This window comes from Streptomyces formicae, assembly GCF_002556545.1.
Taxonomy (GTDB): domain Bacteria; phylum Actinomycetota; class Actinomycetes; order Streptomycetales; family Streptomycetaceae; genus Streptomyces; species Streptomyces formicae_A.
On sequence record NZ_CP022685.1, the window covers coordinates 7,041,874 to 7,060,697 of the forward strand.

Consider the following 18,824-nt stretch of genomic DNA (forward strand, 5'->3'; position numbering starts at 1 on the left):
CGCCGCCAACTCGTACCGGTACTTCTCCTCGTACCGGTGCTTCTACTCGTACCGGTACTTCAGCGAATCCGCTTCCGCCTGCTCGATGTCGGCGATCGTCAGCTCCGGCATCCGCATCTGGGCCAGTGTCACCTCGGCCGAGGCGGGCTGGGCGTCCGCGGGCAGCCACTGTTCCGGCTTCCAGGCCCCGCTGCGCAGCAGTGACTTGGGGCAGTGCGGGTAGACCTCCTCGATCCCCACCACCAGCGCACTGGCCGGCGGCTTGCCCACGGCGGTCAGCTGCGAAAGGAGATCCGGGCGGGTGGAGACGCAGGCCCGGCCGTTCACCCTGAGCGTCGTGGTGCGCCCCGGAACGACGAACAGCAGCCCCGCCCGTCCGGTGGCGATGACGTTCTGCAAGGTGTCCAGACGCTTGTTGCCGGTCGCGTCCGGTATCGCCACCGTCCGTGCGTCCAGGACGGCGACGAACCCGGCGGGGCCACCGCGCGGGGAGACGTCACAGTTGCCCTCGGCGTCCGCGCTGGCCACCAGGACCAGCGATGAACAGCCGATCAACCGCCGGGTCTGATCGGTGAGTTCGGTCATCTGCTTGCGGAAGGCCGCTTCCTTGGGGAATTCGTAGGTTCGGCGCAGCGTCTCCTGGTCGGAGACGGCGTCGAGGCGGAGCGAGTCGAAGGCGCTGCTGGCAAGGGATGTCGTCATGCCTGCGACCCTAGTGGGCGGCTGCGCGACGGATCTTGGCCGGTGCGTGCGCGGACGTACAGGTCGGGGCGGGCCATGTCCCCTGAGGCGCGCGGGGGTTGTCACGGTTGTCACGCCGTTCCCGGAGACTGACTCCGAAGGCCCTCAGTCGATGCGGTCGAGGTAGTGCAGGACCGCCAGGACGCGCCGGTGCTGCGACTCCGTCCGGGGCAGGGCCAGCTTGTCGAAGATGGCTGCCGTGTGTTTCTCCACCGCCCGGCGGGAGATGCCGAGCGCGTCCGCGATGGCCGCGTTCGTGCGGCCCTCCGCCATCGCGGACAGGACCTCGTGTTCCCGTTCGGTGAGGGGGGAGAGGGACGCGGCCGAGCGGCGTGCGGACAGGAGTTGGGCGACCACTTCCGGGTCCAGTGCCGTGCCGCCGGTCGCCACCCGCTGCAGCGCGTCGACGAACTCGGCGATGTCCACGACGCGTTCCTTGAGGAGATAGCCGAGTCCGGCGAGCCCGCCCGCCGCGAGCCGGTCGGCATAGCGGGTCTCGACGTACTGGGAGAAGAGCAGTACGCCGAGGTCCGGGTGGCGCTCGCGGAGTGCCAGTGCCGCGCGCAGGCCGTCGTCGCGGTGGGTCGGTGGCATCCGGATGTCGGCGACCACGGCGTCCGGGCGTTGTTCCTCGACGGCGGTGACGAGTGCGTCGGCGTCGCCGACCGCGGCGACCACGTCCAGGCCCCGGTCGCGCAGGAGCTGCACGAGGCCCTCGCGGACGACGGCCGCGTCCTCGGCGACGACGATCCGCAGGGGTGCGGCGGATGGCATGGAGTCTCCAGTCTCCCCCGGGCCCGTCATCAGTCCCCCCGGCCCCGTCATCCTGTCCGATGGGTAGTCAGGTTCCGTGGTGGCAAGGGTAGTTCGACGGTGATGGTGGTGGGGCCGCCGTCGGGGCTGTCGATCAGCAGTCGTCCGTCCACCGTACTGACCCGCTCGGCCAGGCCGGAGAGCCCGGTTCCGCCCGCGCCCCGTGTCGCGCCACGGCGGCGCTGGTGCGCGCCGCCGTGGCCGTCGTCCCGGACGGTGAGGCGGAGTACGTTGCCTTCGGGCGCGGCGGCGACGCGCGCGTCGATCCGGACCGCGGTGGCTCCGGAGTGGCGGGTGGCGTTCGCGAGCAGTTCGGCCGCGCAGAAGTACGCGATCGACTCGATCGCCTCCGGCGGGCGCAGGGGCAGCTCGGTCCGCGCCGTGGCCGGGATGCCCGCCCGCGCGGCCAGGGTCTCCAGGGCCACGTCCAGGCCGTCGTTGAGCGCCGGTGGGTGGATGCCGCTGATGAGCTCCCGCAGTTCGCCGATCACGGTCCTGGACTCGGCGAGTGCGGTGTCCACCAGCTCGCGTCCGGAGGCGAGCTCGGGCTCCGTACCGGGGAGCCGGGCCAGCTGCTCGCGGGCCCGCGCGAGCGTCATCGCCACCGCGATCATCCGCGACTGGGCGCCGTCGTGCAGGTCGCGCTCGATCCGGCGGAGGGCGGCGGCCGAGTCCTGCACCGCGAGCGCGCGGGTGTCCTCCAGGACGTGGACGCGGGCGTCCAGCTTGCCGGGGCCGAGCAGGGCACGGGCCATCGGCCGTACGGCCAGGTCGAGCAGCCAACGGGTGCACCTGGTGGAGAGCGCCATCGGCAGGAAACCGGCCAGGCAGGTCAGCAACGCGGCGGGCCAGGTGTCCAGTTGGACGCCGCCGAAGCCGAGTCCGAGACCGCGGCGGCCGTCGTCCGCCGGGACAAGCCACCACCAGATCGGGTAGGTCAGCGCGATGAGCCCGTACAGGCGGACCGTCGCGAACAGCAGGACGAGCAGCGCTCCGACCGGCAGGAAGGCGAGGGTGAAGGCGGCGGAGCGCCAGCCGTCGGCGTCGGTCAGCGCGGCGCGGGCGCGCGCGAGCAGCCTGCCGCCCGGCCGCGGCCGAGGCCGTGGGGGCGGTGGCTGGATCCGCTCGCCCAGGAGTCCGCGGAGCAGCGCGCGGTGTACGGCCCCGGCGCCGCGCGCCGCGAAGGGTACGCCGATCAGCAGCACCAGGCCGACCAGGACGACCGACCCGAGCAGACCCGCGGCGAGGATCGCGAGCAGCACGACCCCGCAGAGGAGCCCGGGCAGCGGGGCGAGCAGCGCGTACGCGGCCTCTCCCGGTGTGCCGAGGACCGTGCGGAACAGGGCCCGCGTCAGCCACCACAGCCGCCGCCCGCGTTGGCGCCGCTGCCCCGAGCCGTCGGGCGTTTCGGGGCGGAAGGCGCCGGAAGTGGGCGCGACGTGGCGGGGGCGGGGGCGGAGGCGGGGGCGAGGGCGGTCGGGGAGTCGCCCGTGGGGTGAGGGGTTCATGGTCATCTCTCTCCGCGTGGCATGCCGCTTCGGAGCGGTTCCATCATCACCGGCCGTCCTGCGCGCGAGCGGTCAATTGCCGCGGCGCGTCAGGCCGTCCATCGGCCGTACCCGCAGCATCCGCAGCAGGGGCGTACCGGAGAAGACGCCGACCAGCACCGCCCCGCCCAGCGCGACGGCGAGCCAGGCCCACACCGGTACCCCGCTCAGCGGCGTGCCGGTACGGGTACCGATCGGGAGCATCACCGCACAGCCCGCGGCCAGCCCGGTGCCGACCCCGGCCAGCGTGACGATCGCGCATTCGGCCGCGACCGTCCTGACGACCTGCCACCGTTCCGCGCCGACCGCGCGCAGCAGCGAGAACTCGCGCAGCCGCTCCAGGGCCAGCATCACCAGGGTGTTGGCGGCGACGAGGCCGCCGAAACCGACGACCACGAGCGTGAGGAAGGCCGTGCCCCACTTCTCTCCCGGGGAGTCGGTCCGGGATCCGGTGATGGTCGTCAACTCCGCCACCGCGAAGGCCGTGACCAGCGCGACCGGCGTGATCGCAGCGGACAGCCGACGCGCCCTCGCCCGGGTTCCCGCCACCGCGAGCTCCCCGGCCACTCCGCCGAACGCCCGCCGCGAGCGGGCGCACAGCGCGATCACGCACCGCCCGATCCACGGCCCCGCGAGGCCGATCGCGGCCAGGTGGCAGAGGAGCACCAACGGGATCATCTGGGACGCGTTCTCGACCGACCCCGCGACCGCGACCACGGTCAGCACGACCGCACCTGCCAGGGCGACAAGCGACGCCACTCCCCGTACCGCACCCACGCGTTCACCGCCCTGGACGGAGGACTCGGCGAGCGCCGCCGACGGCCGGGTACGGGAGGCCCGCCAGCCCGCGATCAGCCCGCCGAGCTGCGAACAGACCACCAGCACCGCACCCGCGGCGACCAGCGGCTGCCACCCGACGCGGAAGGAGATGTCGGCCGGGGCCATGCCGCGCGTGGCCAGGCCGCGCAGCCAGAAGCGGCCGAGCAGCGCCCCGAGGCCGTATCCGACGGGCAGGGCGGCGAGCGCGGTGCCGAGCGCCTCGACCGCGACCATGCGGCGGATCTGTCCGGGTTCGGCGCCGATCGCGCGCAGCAGCGCGCTCTCGCGCCGACGCTGGGCCACCGCCAGTGCCATCACCTGGCTGATCACGAAGACGGCCAGGTAGACCGTCATCACACAGAAGCCGATGCCCAGGTCGGAGAGCTCGGCGAGCTGGTCGCGGACGGCCGGATCGGCCCCCGGCAGCGCGGTCGACGCGGTCGACGCGGAGACCGTCATCGAGACGCTCCCGGTGACCACCGTCGCGACCAGGACGAACGCGGCGAAGGCGCCCGCCAGAGCGGACGGGCGGGAGCGGACGGCCGCGGTGGCAAGCCCGGTGGGACGCAGGACGCTCATCGGACCGGACCCCCGCCCGCCACCGCGGCGGCGTCGCGCGGGACGCCGCCCGCAGCGACGGTTCCGGTCCCGGCCCAGCTGTCCTGGACGAGCCGCCCGTGGGCGAGCCGCAGCACCCGGTCCGCCCGAGCGGTCACCGACGGGTCGTGGGTGACGAGGACGACGGTCGCCCCCTGCCGGTCCACCGCCTCGCGGAGGAGGTCCATGATCCCGGCGCCGGTCTCCTGGTCGAGGGACCCGGTCGGCTCGTCGGCGAAGACCACGTCGGGCTCGGTGATCAGGGCCCTGGCGATGGCAACGCGCTGCTGCTGCCCGCCCGAGAGCCGGCCGGGCCGCGCGCCCTCCCGCCCCTCCAGACCGACCCGCGCCAGCAACTCCCGCGCGCGGGCCGGATCGCGGGGCCGTCCGTCCAGTCGGAGCGGCAGCAGCACGTTCTGCTGCACGGTGAGCGCGGGCAGCAGGTTGAAGGACTGGAAGACGAACCCGATGTGCGTACGCCGCAGTCGGGAAAGCCCGCGCTCCTTCATCCCGCTGATCACCCGGCCACCGAGGCGCACCACCCCGGCCGTGGGCCGGTCGAGCCCCGCGGCGCACTGCAGGAACGTCGACTTGCCCGAGCCGGACGGCCCCGTCACCGCCGTGAGCGTGTGCTCCGGCACCTCGACCCCCACCTCGCGCAGGGCGTGCACCGCCCGCCCACCACGGCCGTAGGACCGGCTGACTCGCTCAAGCTCAAGTACGTTGCTCATGTCGTCGACGGTACGAATCGCAGGTCAGAGCCACCATGGGGAGCGCCCCCTGACAGGGGGTTCGGTTCTTCCGAACCCCGTCAGGGCATGCGGACTGCTGCCGTGGCCAGGTCCCCGACGAGCGTGCGCAGCGCCTCCTGCGACGCCGTTCCCGGTTCCGCCGCGAACGTGACCAGGGACTGGTCGGGCTCCGTGGGGAGGGAGAGCGTCTCGCGGTTCAGGGTCAGTTCGCCCGCGACGGGGTGGTGCAACCGCTGTACGTCATGGGCGTGCTCGCGCACCTGGTGTTCGGACCAGAGGTGGCGGAACTCGGCGCTGCCGACCGATAGTTCGGCGAGCAACGCGCACAGGCGGTCGTCGCAGGGGTAGCGGCCCAGGTCCATGCGGAGTGCCGCGACGGTGTCACGGGCGGCCTCCTCCCAGTCGGTGTACAGCTCGCGCATCGCGGGGTGGCGGAAGTGGAGCCAGGCCAGGTTGCGCTGGGCGGGCGGCAGGGCGTCGAAGTCGACGAACAGGGCGCGGGCCGCGCGGTTGGAGGCCAGGACGTCGAGCCTGCGGCCAAGGACGTAGGCAGGTACGTCACCGACCGCGTCCAGGAGGATGCGTACGCCGCCGCGCACCGGTTGCGGAGTGACGGGGTCCGGGTGCGCGCCGGAGTCGCCGCGCAGCGCCCGCGTCAGGTGGCCCAGGTGCGCCCGCTCGGACGCGTCGAGCCGCAGCGTACGGGCTATGGAGTCGAGTACTTGTTCGGAGACGTTGGGGGAGCGGCCCTGTTCCAGCCGCACGTAGTAGTCGACGCTGACTCCGGCCCGTTCTGCCAACTCCTCGCGGCGCAGGCCGGGAACGCGGCGCCGCCCGCTGAGGGGGCGTACGCCGAGGTCCTCCGGTTGAACGCGGGCGCGGCGTGACTGGAGGAAGGAGGCCAGTTCGGTGCGGAAGTCCATCCCTCAAGTGTCCGCCAAGCCTGGTACTGCCAGACCCAGGGTCAGCCGGAGCCCTGGGTCGCCTCGGCACGTTCGACCAGAGTCGAGAGCGCGAGAGACCGCACCACGCGCTCTCGGAGACCTTGGAGATCACAGTGACCACCGCAGCGACGCAGTCCCCTTCTTCCGTCCGTCCCCTCGCCGGTCGGGTGGCCGTCGTGACGGGAGCCTCCAGCGGCATCGGCGAGGCCACCGCGCGCCTGCTGGCCGAACAGGGCGCCCGCGTCGCGCTGTTGGCGCGGCGGGCCGAGCGGCTGAGCGGCCACGTGGCGCGGATCGACGCCGCGGGCGGGCGCGCCCTCGCGGTACCGGCGGACGTCGGGGACCCCGCCTCGCTCACGGCGGCCGCCGACCGCGTTCGGGAGCGCTTCGGCCGCGTCGACCTGGTGGTCAACAACGCGGGCCTCGCCCTCCCCGATCTGCTCGGCCGCGGCTCCGCGGGCAACTGGCAGCGCATGATCGAGGTGAACGTCTCCGGTGCCCTCTCCGTCGTCACCACCTTCACGCCCGACCTGATCGAGGCCGCGGCCGACGGCGGCCTCGCGGACCTGGTCACCGTGTCGTCCGCGGCCGCGCAGGTGGTCCTGCCCGGCTTCGCCGGATACGCCGCGACCAAGGCCGCCGTCAGCCACTTCTCCCGGAACCTGCGCGCCGAGCTCGGCCCGCACCACGTACGGGTCACCACGATCGAGCCGGGGACCATCGACACCGAACTGCGCGAGCACCTCGGCGACCCGGCGATCAGCGCCGCCGTCGAGGAGGCGGTGGGCGCCCTCGGGGACCTGCCCACCGGGACCGACGTCGCCGAGGTCATCGCGTTCGCGGCGAGCCGTCCGCGCCACGTGAACCTGTCGCTCCTCTCGGTCCTGCCGACGTTGGAGGCGTGAGGGCCGAGAACACGGCCCCGCCCACGCCATAGGCGTTCCCTATGGCGCCTGCTGATATTTCGTCTTTGCCCCTCGTTCTTTGCCGGATCTACCGTGATGCACGTCGACGTTCATTCCGTCGACCTAACCATTGCACGATCGAGAGGGCCAGTGGCATGACTGAATTCGGAAACAGAAGTGGAAAAGGCGAGAGCGTCGGAAAGGGTGTGCGCGAGCTTGCCGGGAAGCGCGCCCTCGTCACCGGCGGTACCCGCGGAATCGGCGCGGCCGTCGTACGTCAACTCCTCGACGCGGGCGCCGACGTGCTCACCACCGCCAGGTCGGCGACGAGCGCGGCTCCCGAAGGCGCTGACTTCGTAGCGGCCGACGTGCGGACCCGGGCCGGGGCCGAGGCGGTCGCCGCGGCCGTGCGCGAGCGGTTCGGCGGGGTCGACATCCTGGTCCACAACGCCGGTGGCGCGGCGCCCCACGCGGGCACTTCGGCCATTTCCGACGAGGAGTGGCAGGACGCGCTCGACCTCAACTTCCTGGCGTCGGTGCGGCTGGACTCGCTGCTGGTGCCGGGGATGCGGGAGCGGCGTTCGGGGGCGATCGTGCACGTCTCGACGGCCGCGGTCCTCACCCCGGTGGCACCGTTCCTGCACTACGTGGCGGCGAAGGCGGCGCTGGAGTCCTACAGCAAGGGACTGGCCCTCGAACAGGCTCCGTTCGGGATCCGCGTCAACACCGTGTCCCCCGGCAAGGTCGCCACACCCGGCGGCGAAGCGACCCGGGAGCAGTGGGCGCGCCTGGCCCCGGCAGCGGTCGGGGACGATGCCCCCACCGCGCCGCTGGGGCGCGACGGCAGGCCCGACGACATCGCCAACGCGGTGCTCTTCCTCGTGTCCGACCGGGCCGGCTGGCTCACGGAGAGCAATCTCGTCGTGGACGGCGGTGAATTCCCCAGAAGGTGACACGGGGAGTTGTTTCTTCGGGCTTATCGCCGATTTATGAAAGAGAATTGAGGGTTTTTGGCATGGGTGAGAACGTGGGCAAGTACAGCGGTAAGAACGCGGTGATCACGGGTGGCGGCAGCGGAATGGGGTTCGCCATGGCGAAGCTGCTGGTGGACGGCGGAGCCCGGGTGGTGATCACCGGTCGTTCTCAGGCCACGCTCGACGCCGCGCGGGAGCGGCTCGGGGAGAACGCGGTGGCCGTACGGGGCGATGTGGCCTCCCTGTCCGACCTGGACGCGTTGGCCGAGCGGGTGAAGGGCGAACTCGGCACGGTCGACGCGCTGTTCGTGAACGCGGGCATCGCCGCTCTCACCCCCTTCGAGTCGACGACCGAGGAGGCGTACGACGAACTGTTCGCGGTCAACGTCAAGGGCGCCTTCTTCACCGTGCAGAAGCTCGCCCCGCTGCTGAACACGGGCGCGGGCGTCGTCCTCACCACCTCGGTCGCCAACGTCATCGGCCTGCTGGACACCAGCGTCTACGCGGCCGGCAAGGCGGCGCTGCGCTCGATGGCCCGCAGCCTCTCGCGCGAACTGCTGCCGCGCGGAATTCGTGTCAACGCGGTCAGCCCCGGCCCCATCGACACGGGGGTCCTGGAGAGCACGATGACCGCGGAGGCCGCCGAGCAGTTCAAGGCCGAGCGGGTCGCGGACAATCCCATGCGGCGCTTCGGCACCAGTGACGAGGTCGCCACGGCGGCCGCGTTCCTCGCCTTCGACGCCACTTACACCACCGGCGCCGAATTCGCCGTGGACGGAGGCGCCACCCAACTCTGAGGCGGGAGAGCGGGGGAGGCCGGGGAGTCCAGGGACGCCGGGGTGGCCGGGGTGGCCGACAAGAGGGCGGATTCGGATTCGGACCAGGTCTCCGCGCGCAGGAGGTCGAGCAGGGCCCGCTGTGCCGGGCCGGGCCTCGGCCGGACCACGGCGATGACGGGCCGGTGCACGGCAGGGGACACCGGGCGTACGAGGTGCTCGTGGCCGTGCGGCACGGCGGAGGCCGGGACGAGCGTCACCCCGAGGCACTGGGTGGCCCAGCGCACGGCCGTCGCCGTCTGGGACACGCGGGCGGCGGTGGTCGGGGCCAGGTCGTTCTCCCCCAGCACCTCCAGGAGTACGGCGTCCAGCGCGCTGTCGCGGTCGAACCTCACCCACGGCTCCCCTTCGAGGTCGCGCAGGTCGACCCGGTCCGCGGCGAGCTGCCGGTGCCCGGGGGAGAGGACCACGACGAACTCCTCGTCGCCGAGGTGGTGGGCGTCGATGGGGGTCCGTTCGCAGGCCGCCATGAGGGCGAGGTCGATGGCGCCCCTGCGGCACAGCCGATCCAGTTCGGCGGAGCTCGGCTCCTCGAAGACGGTGACCTCCAGGCGCGGGAACCGGCGACGCAGCGCGCCCAGCGCGCGCGGCAACTGCCGCGCGCCGAAGCCGACCTGCGCCGCGACCGCCAGCTCGCCCACCAGGTCGTCGGCACCGGCCCGCGCCGTCTCCCGCGCCTTCCGCGACGCGCTCACCGCGACCTCCGCCTCCCGCAGGAACGCGCGGCCCACCGCGGTGGGCACCAGGCCGGACGGCGTGCGGGCGAACAGCTCCACGCCGAGTTCCCGCTCAAGACCGCGGATCTGCTGGGACACCGACGGCTGGGCGACGTGCAGCACTTCCGCCGCCGCCGTCACCGAGCCCTCCTCGGCGACGGCCAAGGCGTACTCGAACTGACGAAGGCTCATCGGCTCCCACCCTCTCTCTGCGGCGGGCCCCCGCCCGCTCCGTTGTCGTCGTTCCCCGCAACAGCAGGTAACTCCGTAGCCGAGGCGGACGTTCCCGCGGACGTCGGCAGGGGGCGCGGTCACAGGGGCATCCGGCAGCGCCGCACCTCGATTCATGCGGGTGACCTGGTTCGAAGGCGCTGGCCCCGTCGCGGCGGGCCGTTCACGCGTGCGGCGAGTCGGGTCTTTCGGCGGCGCGGGCGCGGCGGTGGGCCGCCACTCGCTCCCGGGTGGCGCAGCGCCGGGAGCAGTAGCGGCGTTCCTGGCCGCTGCCCTGGGTGATGAAGACGTTCCGGCAGGTGGGGGACGCGCAGGTGCGGCCGGGCGGTCGCTGCTGGTCCCAGGTCAGGACCGTCAGGGCCATGCAGGAGGAGGCGAGGAGCCACTCCGCCCAGGGAGCGTCGTCGGCGTGGTCGAGGTGGGGGTGCCAGGGAGCGGTGCCGCCGTGCGAGGTGAGGCGGAGGGGGCCGGTGTGCTCCCGCAGGAGGCCGTTGAGCGTGGCCGCCGCCTCGTCGGTGTGTTCCGCGGTGAAGACCTCGCGCAGGTGGGCGGCGGCCGTGCGCATCGTGGCGACGTCGTGGGGCGTGAGTTCGATGGGGTCCGCCTCGCCGTAGGCGCGGAGTACGTCGGCGACGTCGGAAGGGCGGGCCCCTTCGTCGGTGAGGGCGTTGATCAGGGCCGCGGTGCGCCTGGCCGTGGTCAGCACGGAGTGCCGGGTCGACCAGTCGTCGGTGGGGTGGGAGGGCACGAGGCGAATGTAACGCATCTTGTGGGGTTTTGAGTTACGTACGTAGCGTCTCGCTGATGGAGAAGCGTTACTCGCTCGGGCGGTACCTCGCCGGGGCCGTCGCCGCCCGCGCCGGGGACGAGATGTCGGGGCCCGCGCTGATGCTGGCGGGGTTCGCGCTGACCGGGTCGGCCGTCGAGGCGTCGTCGCTGCTCGCGGGCGTGACGGTCGCCGCCGCGGTGGGCGGCCCCGCGCTCGGGGTGCTCCTCGACCGGTCCTCGCGGCCGGGTCGGCTGCTCGCCGGGGCCCTCGTCCTGTACGCGGCCGGGCTCGGGGCGATTCTCGCGGGGCTCGGGCGGCTGCCGTTCGCGGGCGTTCTGCTGATCGCCGTGCCGGTGGGGTTGTTGGGGCCCGCCCTCTCCGGTGGGTGGACGGCGCAGTTGCCGCGCGTGATCGTGCCGGGCGAGGGCTGCTCGGAGCGGGCCAACGCGCTGGACGCGATGACGTTCGGCGTGGCGAGCCTGGCCGGTCCGGCGTTGGCCGGTGGCGTGGCGGAGGCGCTGGGGGCGCCCGCGGCCGTGGTCGTGTCCGTGGCGCTCATCGCCCTGGCCGCACCGGCGGCGTGGCTGCTGCCCGCCGCGCGGCCGGGGCGTTCCCGTGCCGCGCGCTCTCGTGTGGTGCGGGCTCGTGTGGTGGGGCTTCGTGTGGTGCGGGCTCGTGCGGTGGGGCTTCGTGTGGTGCGGGCTCGTGCGGTGCGGCTTCGTGCGGTGCGGGCTCGTGCGGTGCGCCCTCGTGCCGCGCGCCCCCGTCACAAGCGAACCCCTCACACGCGCCCCCGTCACACGCGGACCGCGCACGTCGCCTCGGTGGCCGGTGAGCTCGTCGCCGGGGCGCGGGTCATCGTCGGGCGCCCCGCCCTCGCCAGGGCGACGGTCTCCTCGGTCGTCTCCTGCGTAGCCCAGGGCGTGTTCGTGGCGTGCGTCCCCCTGCTGGGGGAGCGGGCGCTCGGCGAGCCGGGTCGTGGCGCGCTGCTTCTCACCTGCGTCGCCGTCTCCGCCCTGGCTGCCAACGCCGTACTCGCGCGCTACCCGCGCGCCGTCGCCCCCGACACGGTCATCTGGGCCAGCGCCCTCGTCCAGGCGGCCGCGCTGTCCCTGGTGCTTGCCGTGACCCTGGTCGGCCGGGGGCACTCCCTCGTACTCGTCGTGGCCGCATGCGTCCTGGGGATCGGTGAAGGGCCGCAGCTCACCGCCCTGTTCGCGGTCCGTCACCGGGAGGCCCCCGAGCGGCTGCGCGGCCAGATCTTCACCACCGGAGCCAGTTTGAAGGTCACCGGGTTCGCCCTGGGGGCGGCGGTCGCAGGGCCGGTCGCGGCCCGGTCCCTGCCGGGTGCCCTGGCGCTCGCGACGGGTGTGGCGGCCCTCGCCGCCCTTGCTTGCCTCTTAGTCGCCGCGCCGCGCCCCGCTTCGTCGGCGCGGCTCACGGAGTCCGGTCGGGGGCGGTGAACAGGTCGAGCAGCGCCTGCGCCGGATCGTCGGGGGAGCCCGGCCCCGAGGAGGAACCGGTCCCGTGCGCTTCCTCGCCGTCGAACGTGACGACCTCCGCGCCGCGCGGGAACATGTCCCGCTCGTACGCGGCGAGCGCCGTCTCGATGTCGTCGGGGTGCGCGGCGATGGCCTTGGCGAGTTCGGCGCCGTCGAGCATGGCCAGGTTGGCGCCCTCGCCGTTCGGGGCCGCGAGGTGCGCGGCGTCGCCGAGGAGGGTGACTCCCGGCTTCCGCTCCCAGCGGAGCCCGGACGGCAGGGCGTGCAAGGAGCGCAGGACCGGCGTGGTGTCGCTCTCGCCGATCAGCGCGGTGAGCTCGGGCGCCCAGCCGTCAAACTCCTGAGCGATCCGTGCGAGGGTCGCGGGCGCGGCGGCGTCGGTGAAGTCGATGGCGTTGGCGTCGAACCAGTCCTGCGGCACGGGCAGCCCCACGTACGCGTGCAGCGTGTCGCCCTTCTCCCGGTGGGCGAAGATCTCCTTGCCGGGGGACGGCGCGACCATCATGCCGCCGCCGACCGCCTTCGCCGCGGCCGGGTGACGGGTGTCGGCCTCGAAGAGGTACGTCTCCACCACCGACTTGCCGACGTATTCGGGTATGGCGTCGGTGAGCAGCGGCCGGACCCTGGACCAGGCGCCGTCCGCGCCGACCAGCAGGTTCGTGGTGATGGTGCCGCCGTCGGCGAAGGTCACCTCGTGGCGCCCCTCGCCGAGGGCGCGGACGCCGCTGACCTTGTGGCCCCAGCGCACGGTCTCGGCGGGGAGCGAGTCGAGCAGGACCTGGCGCAGGTCGCCGCGCGGCACCTCGGGGCGGCCGCCCGTGCCGTCGTCGGGCTTGTCCAGAGTGACGGTCCCGTCCGGGTCGAGAACACGCAGGGCCTGTCGGCCCGCCAGGATGATGGCGTGGAACTCGTCCATCAAGTCGGCGTCCTGCAAGGCGAGTTGGCCGTTGTAGTCGTGGATGTCGAGCAGCCCGCCCTGTGTGCGGGCCGACGGGGACGACTCCGCCTCGTAGACCGTGGCCTCGATGCCGTGGACGTGCAGGACGCGGGCGAGCGTCAGCCCGCCGAGTCCAGCGCCGATGATCGTGACGGGGCTGACGGGGCTGACGGGGCTGACGGGGCTGTTCATGGTGGTGGCTCCTTGAGGAGAGAGGAGAGAGCCGACCGGTGAAGTCCGGTCGGCCGCCGTTCCTGCAAGGTGTCAGCGCCCGCCTACAACACACCTACAGGCCACCGATAGGCCGCGACCTGCACCGACAGGTCACCGATCGCACCCAAAGCCCCACCGGCCCCGGACCGGTCCCGGATCCGGACCTGCCCCCCGTCCCGGCTACTCGATGACGAGCTCGACCGGGATGTTGCCGCGCGTGGCCTTGGAGTAGGGGCAGTACGCGTGGGTCTTCTCCAGGAGCTCGCGGCCCGCCTCGCCCTCCAGGTGCGCGGGGAGCTCGGCCCGCATCACCACGGAGAGGCCGAAGCCGCCGTCGGTGTCCTTGCCGATGCTGACCTCGGCGGTCACCGAGACGTCGCTGACGTCGATCTTCTCCTGGCGCGCGATGGCGCCCATCGCGCTGGCGAAGCAGGCGGCGTAACCGGCGGCGAAGAGCTGCTCGGGGTTGGTGCCCTGGCCGTTGCCGCCCATCGAGACGGGGAAGCCGAGGGGCAGGTCGAGCTGGCCGTCGGAGCTGACCGCGCGGCCCTCGCGGCCGTTGGCGGTCGCTACTGCGGTGTAGAGCGCGTCCATGGGGTCCACCTTTTCTCTTCGTCTCGTCCAGTCGTACGGGGCCGTGTCGCCCCGAAGGGAAGTAGAGCACACAACTCAGTTGTGCACAACTCAATGGCGCACGGTACTCTGCTCGTATGCCGAACGCCGACGTCCGGGACGAGGACTTCCTCCGTCTCGACCACCAGATCTGCTTCTCCCTGCACGCCGCCACGCGCGCCTTCAACGCCGTCTACCGGACGGCGCTGAAGGACCTCGGCCTGACCTACCCCCAGTACCTGGTGATGCTCGTGCTCTGGGAGGACGGCGAGCTGCCCGTCAAGCGGATCGGGGAACGCCTGCGGCTCGACTCCGGCACGCTGTCGCCGCTGCTCAAGCGCCTTGAGGCGACGGGGTACGTGGAGCGTCGGCGCAGCGCCGACGACGAGCGTTCCGTCACCGTCCGCCCGACCGGGGAGGGTGTCGCGCTGCGCGAGCGCGCCGTCGCCGTGCCCCGCGCGATCGCGGGCGCCACGGGCCTGGACCTCGACGAGGTCAGGGACCTGCGCGCCCGGCTCATCGCCCTGACGGAGGCGCTGGACGGGGCGCAGCCGGACCTGGACACTCCTGCGGGCGCCTGCGGGGTGGCCGAATGATCTCCACCGACGCACATCGGGCGGCGATCGCCGCGGAGAGCGCGAGGTTCGCCGAGGTCATCGAGGGTGCGGACCTGGCGACACCCGTCCCCGGCTGCCCCGGCTGGACGCTGCTCGACCTGGTCAGGCACGCCGGAAGCGTGCAGCGCTGGTTCGCCGTACTGCTGCGGCAGTCCGTCCAGGAACCGCCGCGCGCCCGCGAGGTGGACCTGCGTCTTCCGGCGGGGGACGAGGGCTGGCCCGGCTGGCTCCGCGCGGGCGCGGCGGAGGCGGCCGACGTCTTCGGGTCCACCGACCTGGATGCCCCGATGTGGACGTGGGGCGCGGACAGGCACGCCAGGTTCTGGGTGCGGCGCATGCTGTTCGAGACGCTGGTGCACCGCGTCGACGCGGAGGCCGCGCTCGGACTGCCGTCCACGATCGATCCCGCCCTCGCGGCCGACGGCGTGGACGAGTTCTTGGTCAACCTGCCCTTCGCCACGCCCTTCGCGCCCGGGGTGGCCCGCTTGCGGGGCGCGGGGGAGACGATCCGCTTCCGCCGCACGGACGTGGCGGATTCGGCGGACTCGATGGACCCGGTGGTCTCGGCAGGGGAGTGGCTCGTCCGGCTGGGGCCCGACGAGTTCGGCGTCGTACGGGAGGCGGCGGGCGATCGGGAACACCCTGCGGCCGCCACGGTCGCGGGGCCCGCCGCGGACCTGCTCCTGCTCCTGTACGGCAGGACGGACCGGGCCGACGCGGCGTTCGAGGTGTCGGGGGACGAGGCACTGCTGGCGCGCTGGTCCGACAACTCCCGCTTCTGAAGCGGGAGTTGTCGGAGGAGGCCGGCCGGGTTCTCAGTCGGTGATCGTCACACAGGGCAGCCCGACGCTGTCGCCACCGCGGAAGCCCTCGGCGCAGAGCCGGGTGCCCGCGGGGAAGTGCCGCTGGGGGTACGCCTGGTCGCGGTAGGTCCGGAACGCGTCGACGTCCTCGACCTTGGTGTTGGCGCTCCACCCGTCGGTGGTCCACACGCGCGCGGAGATCCGGTGGGGCTGGTTGGTGTTGATGACGGACACCTCGACCCGGCCGAGGTAGGTGCCCGAGTCGTACGTCTCGATGCAGACGGAGTTGTTGCACCACTTGCCGTCGGCCGAGGCGGTGGGCCCCGCGGCGAGGACGAGTCCGACGGCGGCGGCGGTCGCGCCGATACCGGCGACGATCTTGCGAAGGTTGGTCATGGCGTGCCCAACGAAGGCGCCGGGCCCTTGTTACGCAGAGTCATCCTGCGGAGGGGACCGGCGCCTTCGTGGTGCTCGCGGTGCGGCCGGTCAGCTCAGTGACCGCAGGCCGCTCCAGCCGCTCGCGCCGACCGTGACCGGGGCGCCCAGGCCCGTCGGGGTGAGCCGGGGGTGGAACCTCAGGCCCGCGCTCGTGCCGGGGGCGGTGGCCCACAGGTCGGGTCGGCCGTCGTTGTCGGCGTCGCCTCCGGAGGCCAGCAGCGGTACGGCGGCCGGACCGAAGCCCGAGGCCACGCGGGTGCGCGCCGAGGCGTCGCCGAACCCTTCGCCGCCGGGCCCCGTGCCCTGGGACAGGAAGAGCTCGCCGCTGGACCTCTTGCGGACCAGCAGGTCGACGTGGCCGTTCCCCGTGACGTCACCGGGGGCGGCGAGGTCGTAGTCCGTCCAGTCGCCGTCGCCGATGAGGACGGGCTCGGCGTACTCGTCCAAGTAGCCGTACGGGTGGCCGTAGTAGAGCCAGAGGTGCTTGCCCTCCTTGACCAGCAGGTCGGGGAAGGAGGGCAGGTCCGCTTCGCCGATCTCGCCGTCGCCGTCCAGGTCGGTCGGCCCGTCGACGTCGCCGACGGCGAGGATCTGGTCGGCGTTCCTGAAGTGGTCGTCGGCCTCGTCGGCGACGGTGAGGTCCAGGCGCTGGTCCTCGCAGGCGGCGTCCTGCGCGCTCTCGCCCTGACCGGTGCAGGCGTACCCGAAGCCGTTGTTGGGATACATGTGCAGTTGCCGGGAGCCCTTGGCGCCCGTGGTGGCGATGACATCCTCGTAGCCGTCGCCGCTCCAGTCGCCCCGGTGGGTGATCAGGGAGCCGTCGAAGGAGTGCTTGCTCGCGGGCGACGGGGTGGCCGGGCGACCGTCGCCGATGCCCGGGTACAGCGCCAGCTCTCCGTTCGCGCGCAGGGCGAGGAGGTCGGGGTTGCCGTCGCCGTTGAGGTCGCCGGGCTCGTCCGGCTGCCCGGGGGAGTCGGCGTAGAAGGAGTAGACGGCCGTGTCGGAGCGGTTGTTCGCCTTGTCCAGGGAGCGGACGATCAGGCGGTGCGGCCCCGCCGACGGCGGGGTGAGCTTCACGGTGGCGCTGCCGCCCGCCTTGGCGGGGGACGCGCTGCGGACGGTGGGGTCCCAGTCACTCCAGTACTCGTACTTCACCACGTCACCGACGCCGCCCGCGGAGAAGGTGAACGACCCCTGCGTACGGGCGTCTCCGGTCTTCTCGGGCTTGCCGTTCGCGCCGTCGGGGAACTGCGCGGAGGTCGCCGACGGCGGGTTCGAGGGCCGGTCGGGGTCGAACGCGAAGCGGCAGCCGGGGGCGCCGAGGGTGGGACGCCAGTCGGAGGCCGCCTTGCCGTCGCGGGCCTGCACCTTCCACGAGTAGCTGCCCTTGGCCGCGCCGATGTGCTTCTTGAGCAGGCTCTTGGAGACGGTGGTGCGCGCGACGCCCTTGTTGGAGACCTTGACGTCGCGGTTGACGATCAGTCCGGGGTTCGCGTCGTGCTTGCCGGTGGGCCACAGGTGGAACCGGGCGGTGACGGTGCCGCCGTCCGGGTCGGAGACCTTCGCGGTCAGCTGGACGTCGGTGTTGCCGAGCGTGACGTGGGTGCCGTTGTCGCCGCAGCGGCCGCCGACGATCGTCGAGGGCACGGTGTCGACGGCGGTCGGCAGGTTCGGGGTGCTGTTGTACGTGGTGGAGAGCACCGCGGTCCGCGCGTCGAACTTCTTCCACGCGTTGACGTTCGACTCGTCGGCGCGCAGCCCGAGCGCCAGCTTGTTCCACTTGCCCGCGGCGGCCTTGGCGGTGACCTTGGTGGTGTCGAACTCCAGGTTGCCCGCGGGGCAGGAACTCGACCAGCCCTTGGCCCCGTTGACGGTCGCGTACTTCTCGTACCAGGCGGGCTGCTTGTTCCACGTCGTCGCCGAGGAGATCGCCGCGGTCAGCCACAGCTCGACCGGCTTCTTCGTGCACGACCACGAGTGCGTGTTCTTGATCCGCATCGTGGACCTGGTGATCTGCTTGCCGTGCAGCGAGCGAGGGTTGAACTGGACGAAGGACCGCCAGGTGCCTCCGGTCTCCGACTCGTGACCGACCCGGGCCACGTGCGAGGAGTGGTTCCAGTACGAGGTGCCCGGGTGCTTCTTGGAGACGGACGTCCAGCCGAGGCGCGGGCTGGAGACCGAGGGGTCGATGTAGACGGGATAGACCGTCTCCGGGTGCGTCAGGAGGTCCCGGTCGGGGGTGAGGACCATCTCGTCGCCGTCCACGCGGATCGGCATGCGGGACTCGCCCGCGCCCTCGCGGGGCTCGAAGGGGTTCTCGTCGGCGCGCGGCGACGTCCCGCCGACGGACCGGGCCAGCACCTTGGCGCCGTCGCCGGTGGGGCGCCCCGCGGAGTCCCACATGGTCGGGGTCGGCGCGGTGAAGACGACCTTGCCCGCGGGGTTGCGCGCGGTGAGGTTCCCCTCGCCGTCGGCGCGCACGTCGACGCCGTCGCTCGCCAGGGCGAAGCGGAGGGACTTGAGCGCCGGATCGTGCGCCGCTTCGGCGTCCTTGACGACGAGCACCTGCTGGAAGCCGTTGACCGAGGCCCGCAACTTCACGTCCACGCCGGGGAGTACGTCGGGGTACGTGGCGGTGTCCCCTTCGACCTTCGGCGCGGGTAGCTCGCCCGGCCAGCCCACGCTCATGGAGCGCCCGTCGCGGGTGACCGTGGCCAGCGGGGTCTTCTTCCCGCCGCCGGAGAACCGTACGCCTACCGAGGCCGCGCGGGGCGCGAGCGTGCCGTCGGCCTGCTCCTCCAGGGTCTCGTCGACGTCAACGAGCTTGCCGTCGCGCTTCGTTCGGACGGGGACGGTCGCGGTGTCCTGGGTGAAGGTGCCGTCGGGGTTCGCGTACACCGTGGCGTACTCGGTGCGCCCGGAGACGACCTCCACCCGGTCCCCGCTCCGTGCGGCCTGCCGGGACGCGGCGGTCTCCTCGGCAGGTCCGGCGGAGGTTCCCTCGCTGCCCGCGGGCCGGGCGTCGGCAACGGCCGGGGAAACGGCGGTCACCCCCACA

General features: G+C 72.9%; 18 protein-coding genes. 6 read left to right on the plus strand and 12 right to left on the minus strand.

The genetic code is table 11. From position 1 onward, the window contains the following. Positions 1 to 42: 42 nt before the first annotated feature. The 6 genes from KY5_RS30785 to KY5_RS30810 all read right to left on the minus strand — a co-directional run bounded on the left by KY5_RS30785 (position 43) and on the right by KY5_RS30810 (position 6,192). Positions 43 to 702 carry an MSMEG_1061 family FMN-dependent PPOX-type flavoprotein gene (locus tag KY5_RS30785; RefSeq protein WP_098245268.1) on the minus strand — a complete coding sequence of 220 codons (660 nt, stop codon included), beginning with the start codon at positions 700 to 702 and terminating at the stop codon, positions 43 to 45. 144 nt (positions 703 to 846) lie between these two features. Next, positions 847 to 1,515: a response regulator transcription factor gene (locus KY5_RS30790; protein ID WP_324965311.1), complete on the minus strand. Its 669-nt coding sequence runs from the start codon at positions 1,513 to 1,515 to the stop codon at positions 847 to 849. 47 nt (positions 1,516 to 1,562) lie between these two features. Then, positions 1,563 to 3,062 carry a sensor histidine kinase gene (locus tag KY5_RS30795; protein WP_159072620.1) on the minus strand — a complete coding sequence of 500 codons (1,500 nt, stop codon included), beginning with the start codon at positions 3,060 to 3,062 and terminating at the stop codon, positions 1,563 to 1,565. Positions 3,063 to 3,134: 72 nt separating this feature from the next. Next, positions 3,135 to 4,499: an ABC transporter permease gene (locus KY5_RS30800; RefSeq protein ID WP_098245270.1), complete on the minus strand. Its 1,365-nt coding sequence runs from the start codon at positions 4,497 to 4,499 to the stop codon at positions 3,135 to 3,137. Beyond that, the gene (locus KY5_RS30805) at positions 4,496 to 5,248 is read right to left on the minus strand and encodes an ABC transporter ATP-binding protein (protein ID WP_098245271.1); all 753 of its coding nucleotides are present in this window, start codon (positions 5,246 to 5,248) and stop codon (positions 4,496 to 4,498) included. Before KY5_RS30805 ends, KY5_RS30800 begins: the two co-directional genes overlap by 4 nt. 80 nt (positions 5,249 to 5,328) lie before the next feature. Next, a complete protein-coding gene (locus KY5_RS30810; RefSeq protein WP_098245272.1) occupies positions 5,329 to 6,192 on the minus strand; it encodes a helix-turn-helix domain-containing protein in 864 nt (287 codons plus the stop codon). A gap of 134 nt (positions 6,193 to 6,326) precedes the next feature. Here KY5_RS30810 and KY5_RS30815 point away from each other — a divergent pair, with 134 nt between their 5' ends. The 3 genes from KY5_RS30815 to KY5_RS30825 all read left to right on the plus strand — a co-directional run bounded on the left by KY5_RS30815 (position 6,327) and on the right by KY5_RS30825 (position 8,889). Further along, complete coding sequence (locus KY5_RS30815; protein WP_098245273.1) at positions 6,327 to 7,118, plus strand: SDR family oxidoreductase; 792 nt, start codon at positions 6,327 to 6,329, stop codon at positions 7,116 to 7,118. Positions 7,119 to 7,273: 155 nt separating this feature from the next. Beyond that, entirely contained in the window at positions 7,274 to 8,071 is a 798-nt protein-coding gene (locus KY5_RS30820) for an oxidoreductase (RefSeq protein WP_098245274.1), read from the plus strand. 74 nt (positions 8,072 to 8,145) lie between these two features. Beyond that, positions 8,146 to 8,889, plus strand: coding sequence for an SDR family oxidoreductase (locus KY5_RS30825; RefSeq protein ID WP_098247569.1), 744 nt, complete (start codon positions 8,146 to 8,148; stop codon positions 8,887 to 8,889). On the opposite strand, the gene KY5_RS30830 is transcribed toward KY5_RS30825, so the two are convergent. Next, the gene (locus KY5_RS30830) at positions 8,838 to 9,836 is read right to left on the minus strand and encodes a LysR family transcriptional regulator (protein WP_098245275.1); all 999 of its coding nucleotides are present in this window, start codon (positions 9,834 to 9,836) and stop codon (positions 8,838 to 8,840) included. The genes KY5_RS30825 and KY5_RS30830 overlap by 52 nt on opposite strands. Before the next feature lie 202 nt (positions 9,837 to 10,038). Further along, entirely contained in the window at positions 10,039 to 10,641 is a 603-nt protein-coding gene (locus tag KY5_RS30835; RefSeq protein WP_098245276.1) for a CGNR zinc finger domain-containing protein, read from the minus strand. 38 nt (positions 10,642 to 10,679) lie between these two features. Here KY5_RS30835 and KY5_RS42700 point away from each other — a divergent pair, with 38 nt between their 5' ends. Beyond that, positions 10,680 to 12,107, plus strand: coding sequence for an MFS transporter (locus KY5_RS42700; RefSeq protein WP_098245277.1), 1,428 nt, complete (start codon positions 10,680 to 10,682; stop codon positions 12,105 to 12,107). Here KY5_RS42700 and KY5_RS30845 read toward each other — a convergent pair. Both KY5_RS30845 and KY5_RS30850 read right to left on the minus strand, forming a co-directional pair. Beyond that, entirely contained in the window at positions 12,082 to 13,275 is a 1,194-nt protein-coding gene (locus KY5_RS30845; RefSeq protein ID WP_098245278.1) for an FAD-dependent oxidoreductase, read from the minus strand. The genes KY5_RS42700 and KY5_RS30845 overlap by 26 nt on opposite strands. A gap of 201 nt (positions 13,276 to 13,476) precedes the next feature. Further along, on the minus strand, positions 13,477 to 13,890 hold the full coding sequence (locus tag KY5_RS30850; RefSeq protein ID WP_098245279.1) for an organic hydroperoxide resistance protein: 414 nt from the start codon (positions 13,888 to 13,890) through the stop codon (positions 13,477 to 13,479). Positions 13,891 to 14,006: 116 nt separating this feature from the next. Here KY5_RS30850 and KY5_RS30855 point away from each other — a divergent pair, with 116 nt between their 5' ends. Beyond that, a complete protein-coding gene (locus KY5_RS30855; RefSeq protein WP_098245280.1) occupies positions 14,007 to 14,504 on the plus strand; it encodes a MarR family winged helix-turn-helix transcriptional regulator in 498 nt (165 codons plus the stop codon). Beyond that, positions 14,501 to 15,307, plus strand: coding sequence for a maleylpyruvate isomerase N-terminal domain-containing protein (locus tag KY5_RS30860; RefSeq protein WP_098245281.1), 807 nt, complete (start codon positions 14,501 to 14,503; stop codon positions 15,305 to 15,307). The genes KY5_RS30855 and KY5_RS30860 overlap by 4 nt, the downstream gene beginning before the upstream one ends. 33 nt (positions 15,308 to 15,340) lie before the next feature. Here the strand turns inward: KY5_RS30860 and KY5_RS30865 are convergent, their stop codons facing one another. Then, positions 15,341 to 15,724 carry a hypothetical protein gene (locus tag KY5_RS30865; RefSeq protein ID WP_098245282.1) on the minus strand — a complete coding sequence of 128 codons (384 nt, stop codon included), beginning with the start codon at positions 15,722 to 15,724 and terminating at the stop codon, positions 15,341 to 15,343. Positions 15,725 to 15,814: 90 nt separating this feature from the next. Beyond that, positions 15,815 to 18,817 (minus strand): FG-GAP-like repeat-containing protein, encoded by a 3,003-nt coding sequence (locus KY5_RS30870; protein ID WP_234362930.1) that lies wholly within the window; start codon positions 18,815 to 18,817, stop codon positions 15,815 to 15,817. Positions 18,818 to 18,824 lie beyond the last annotated feature (7 nt).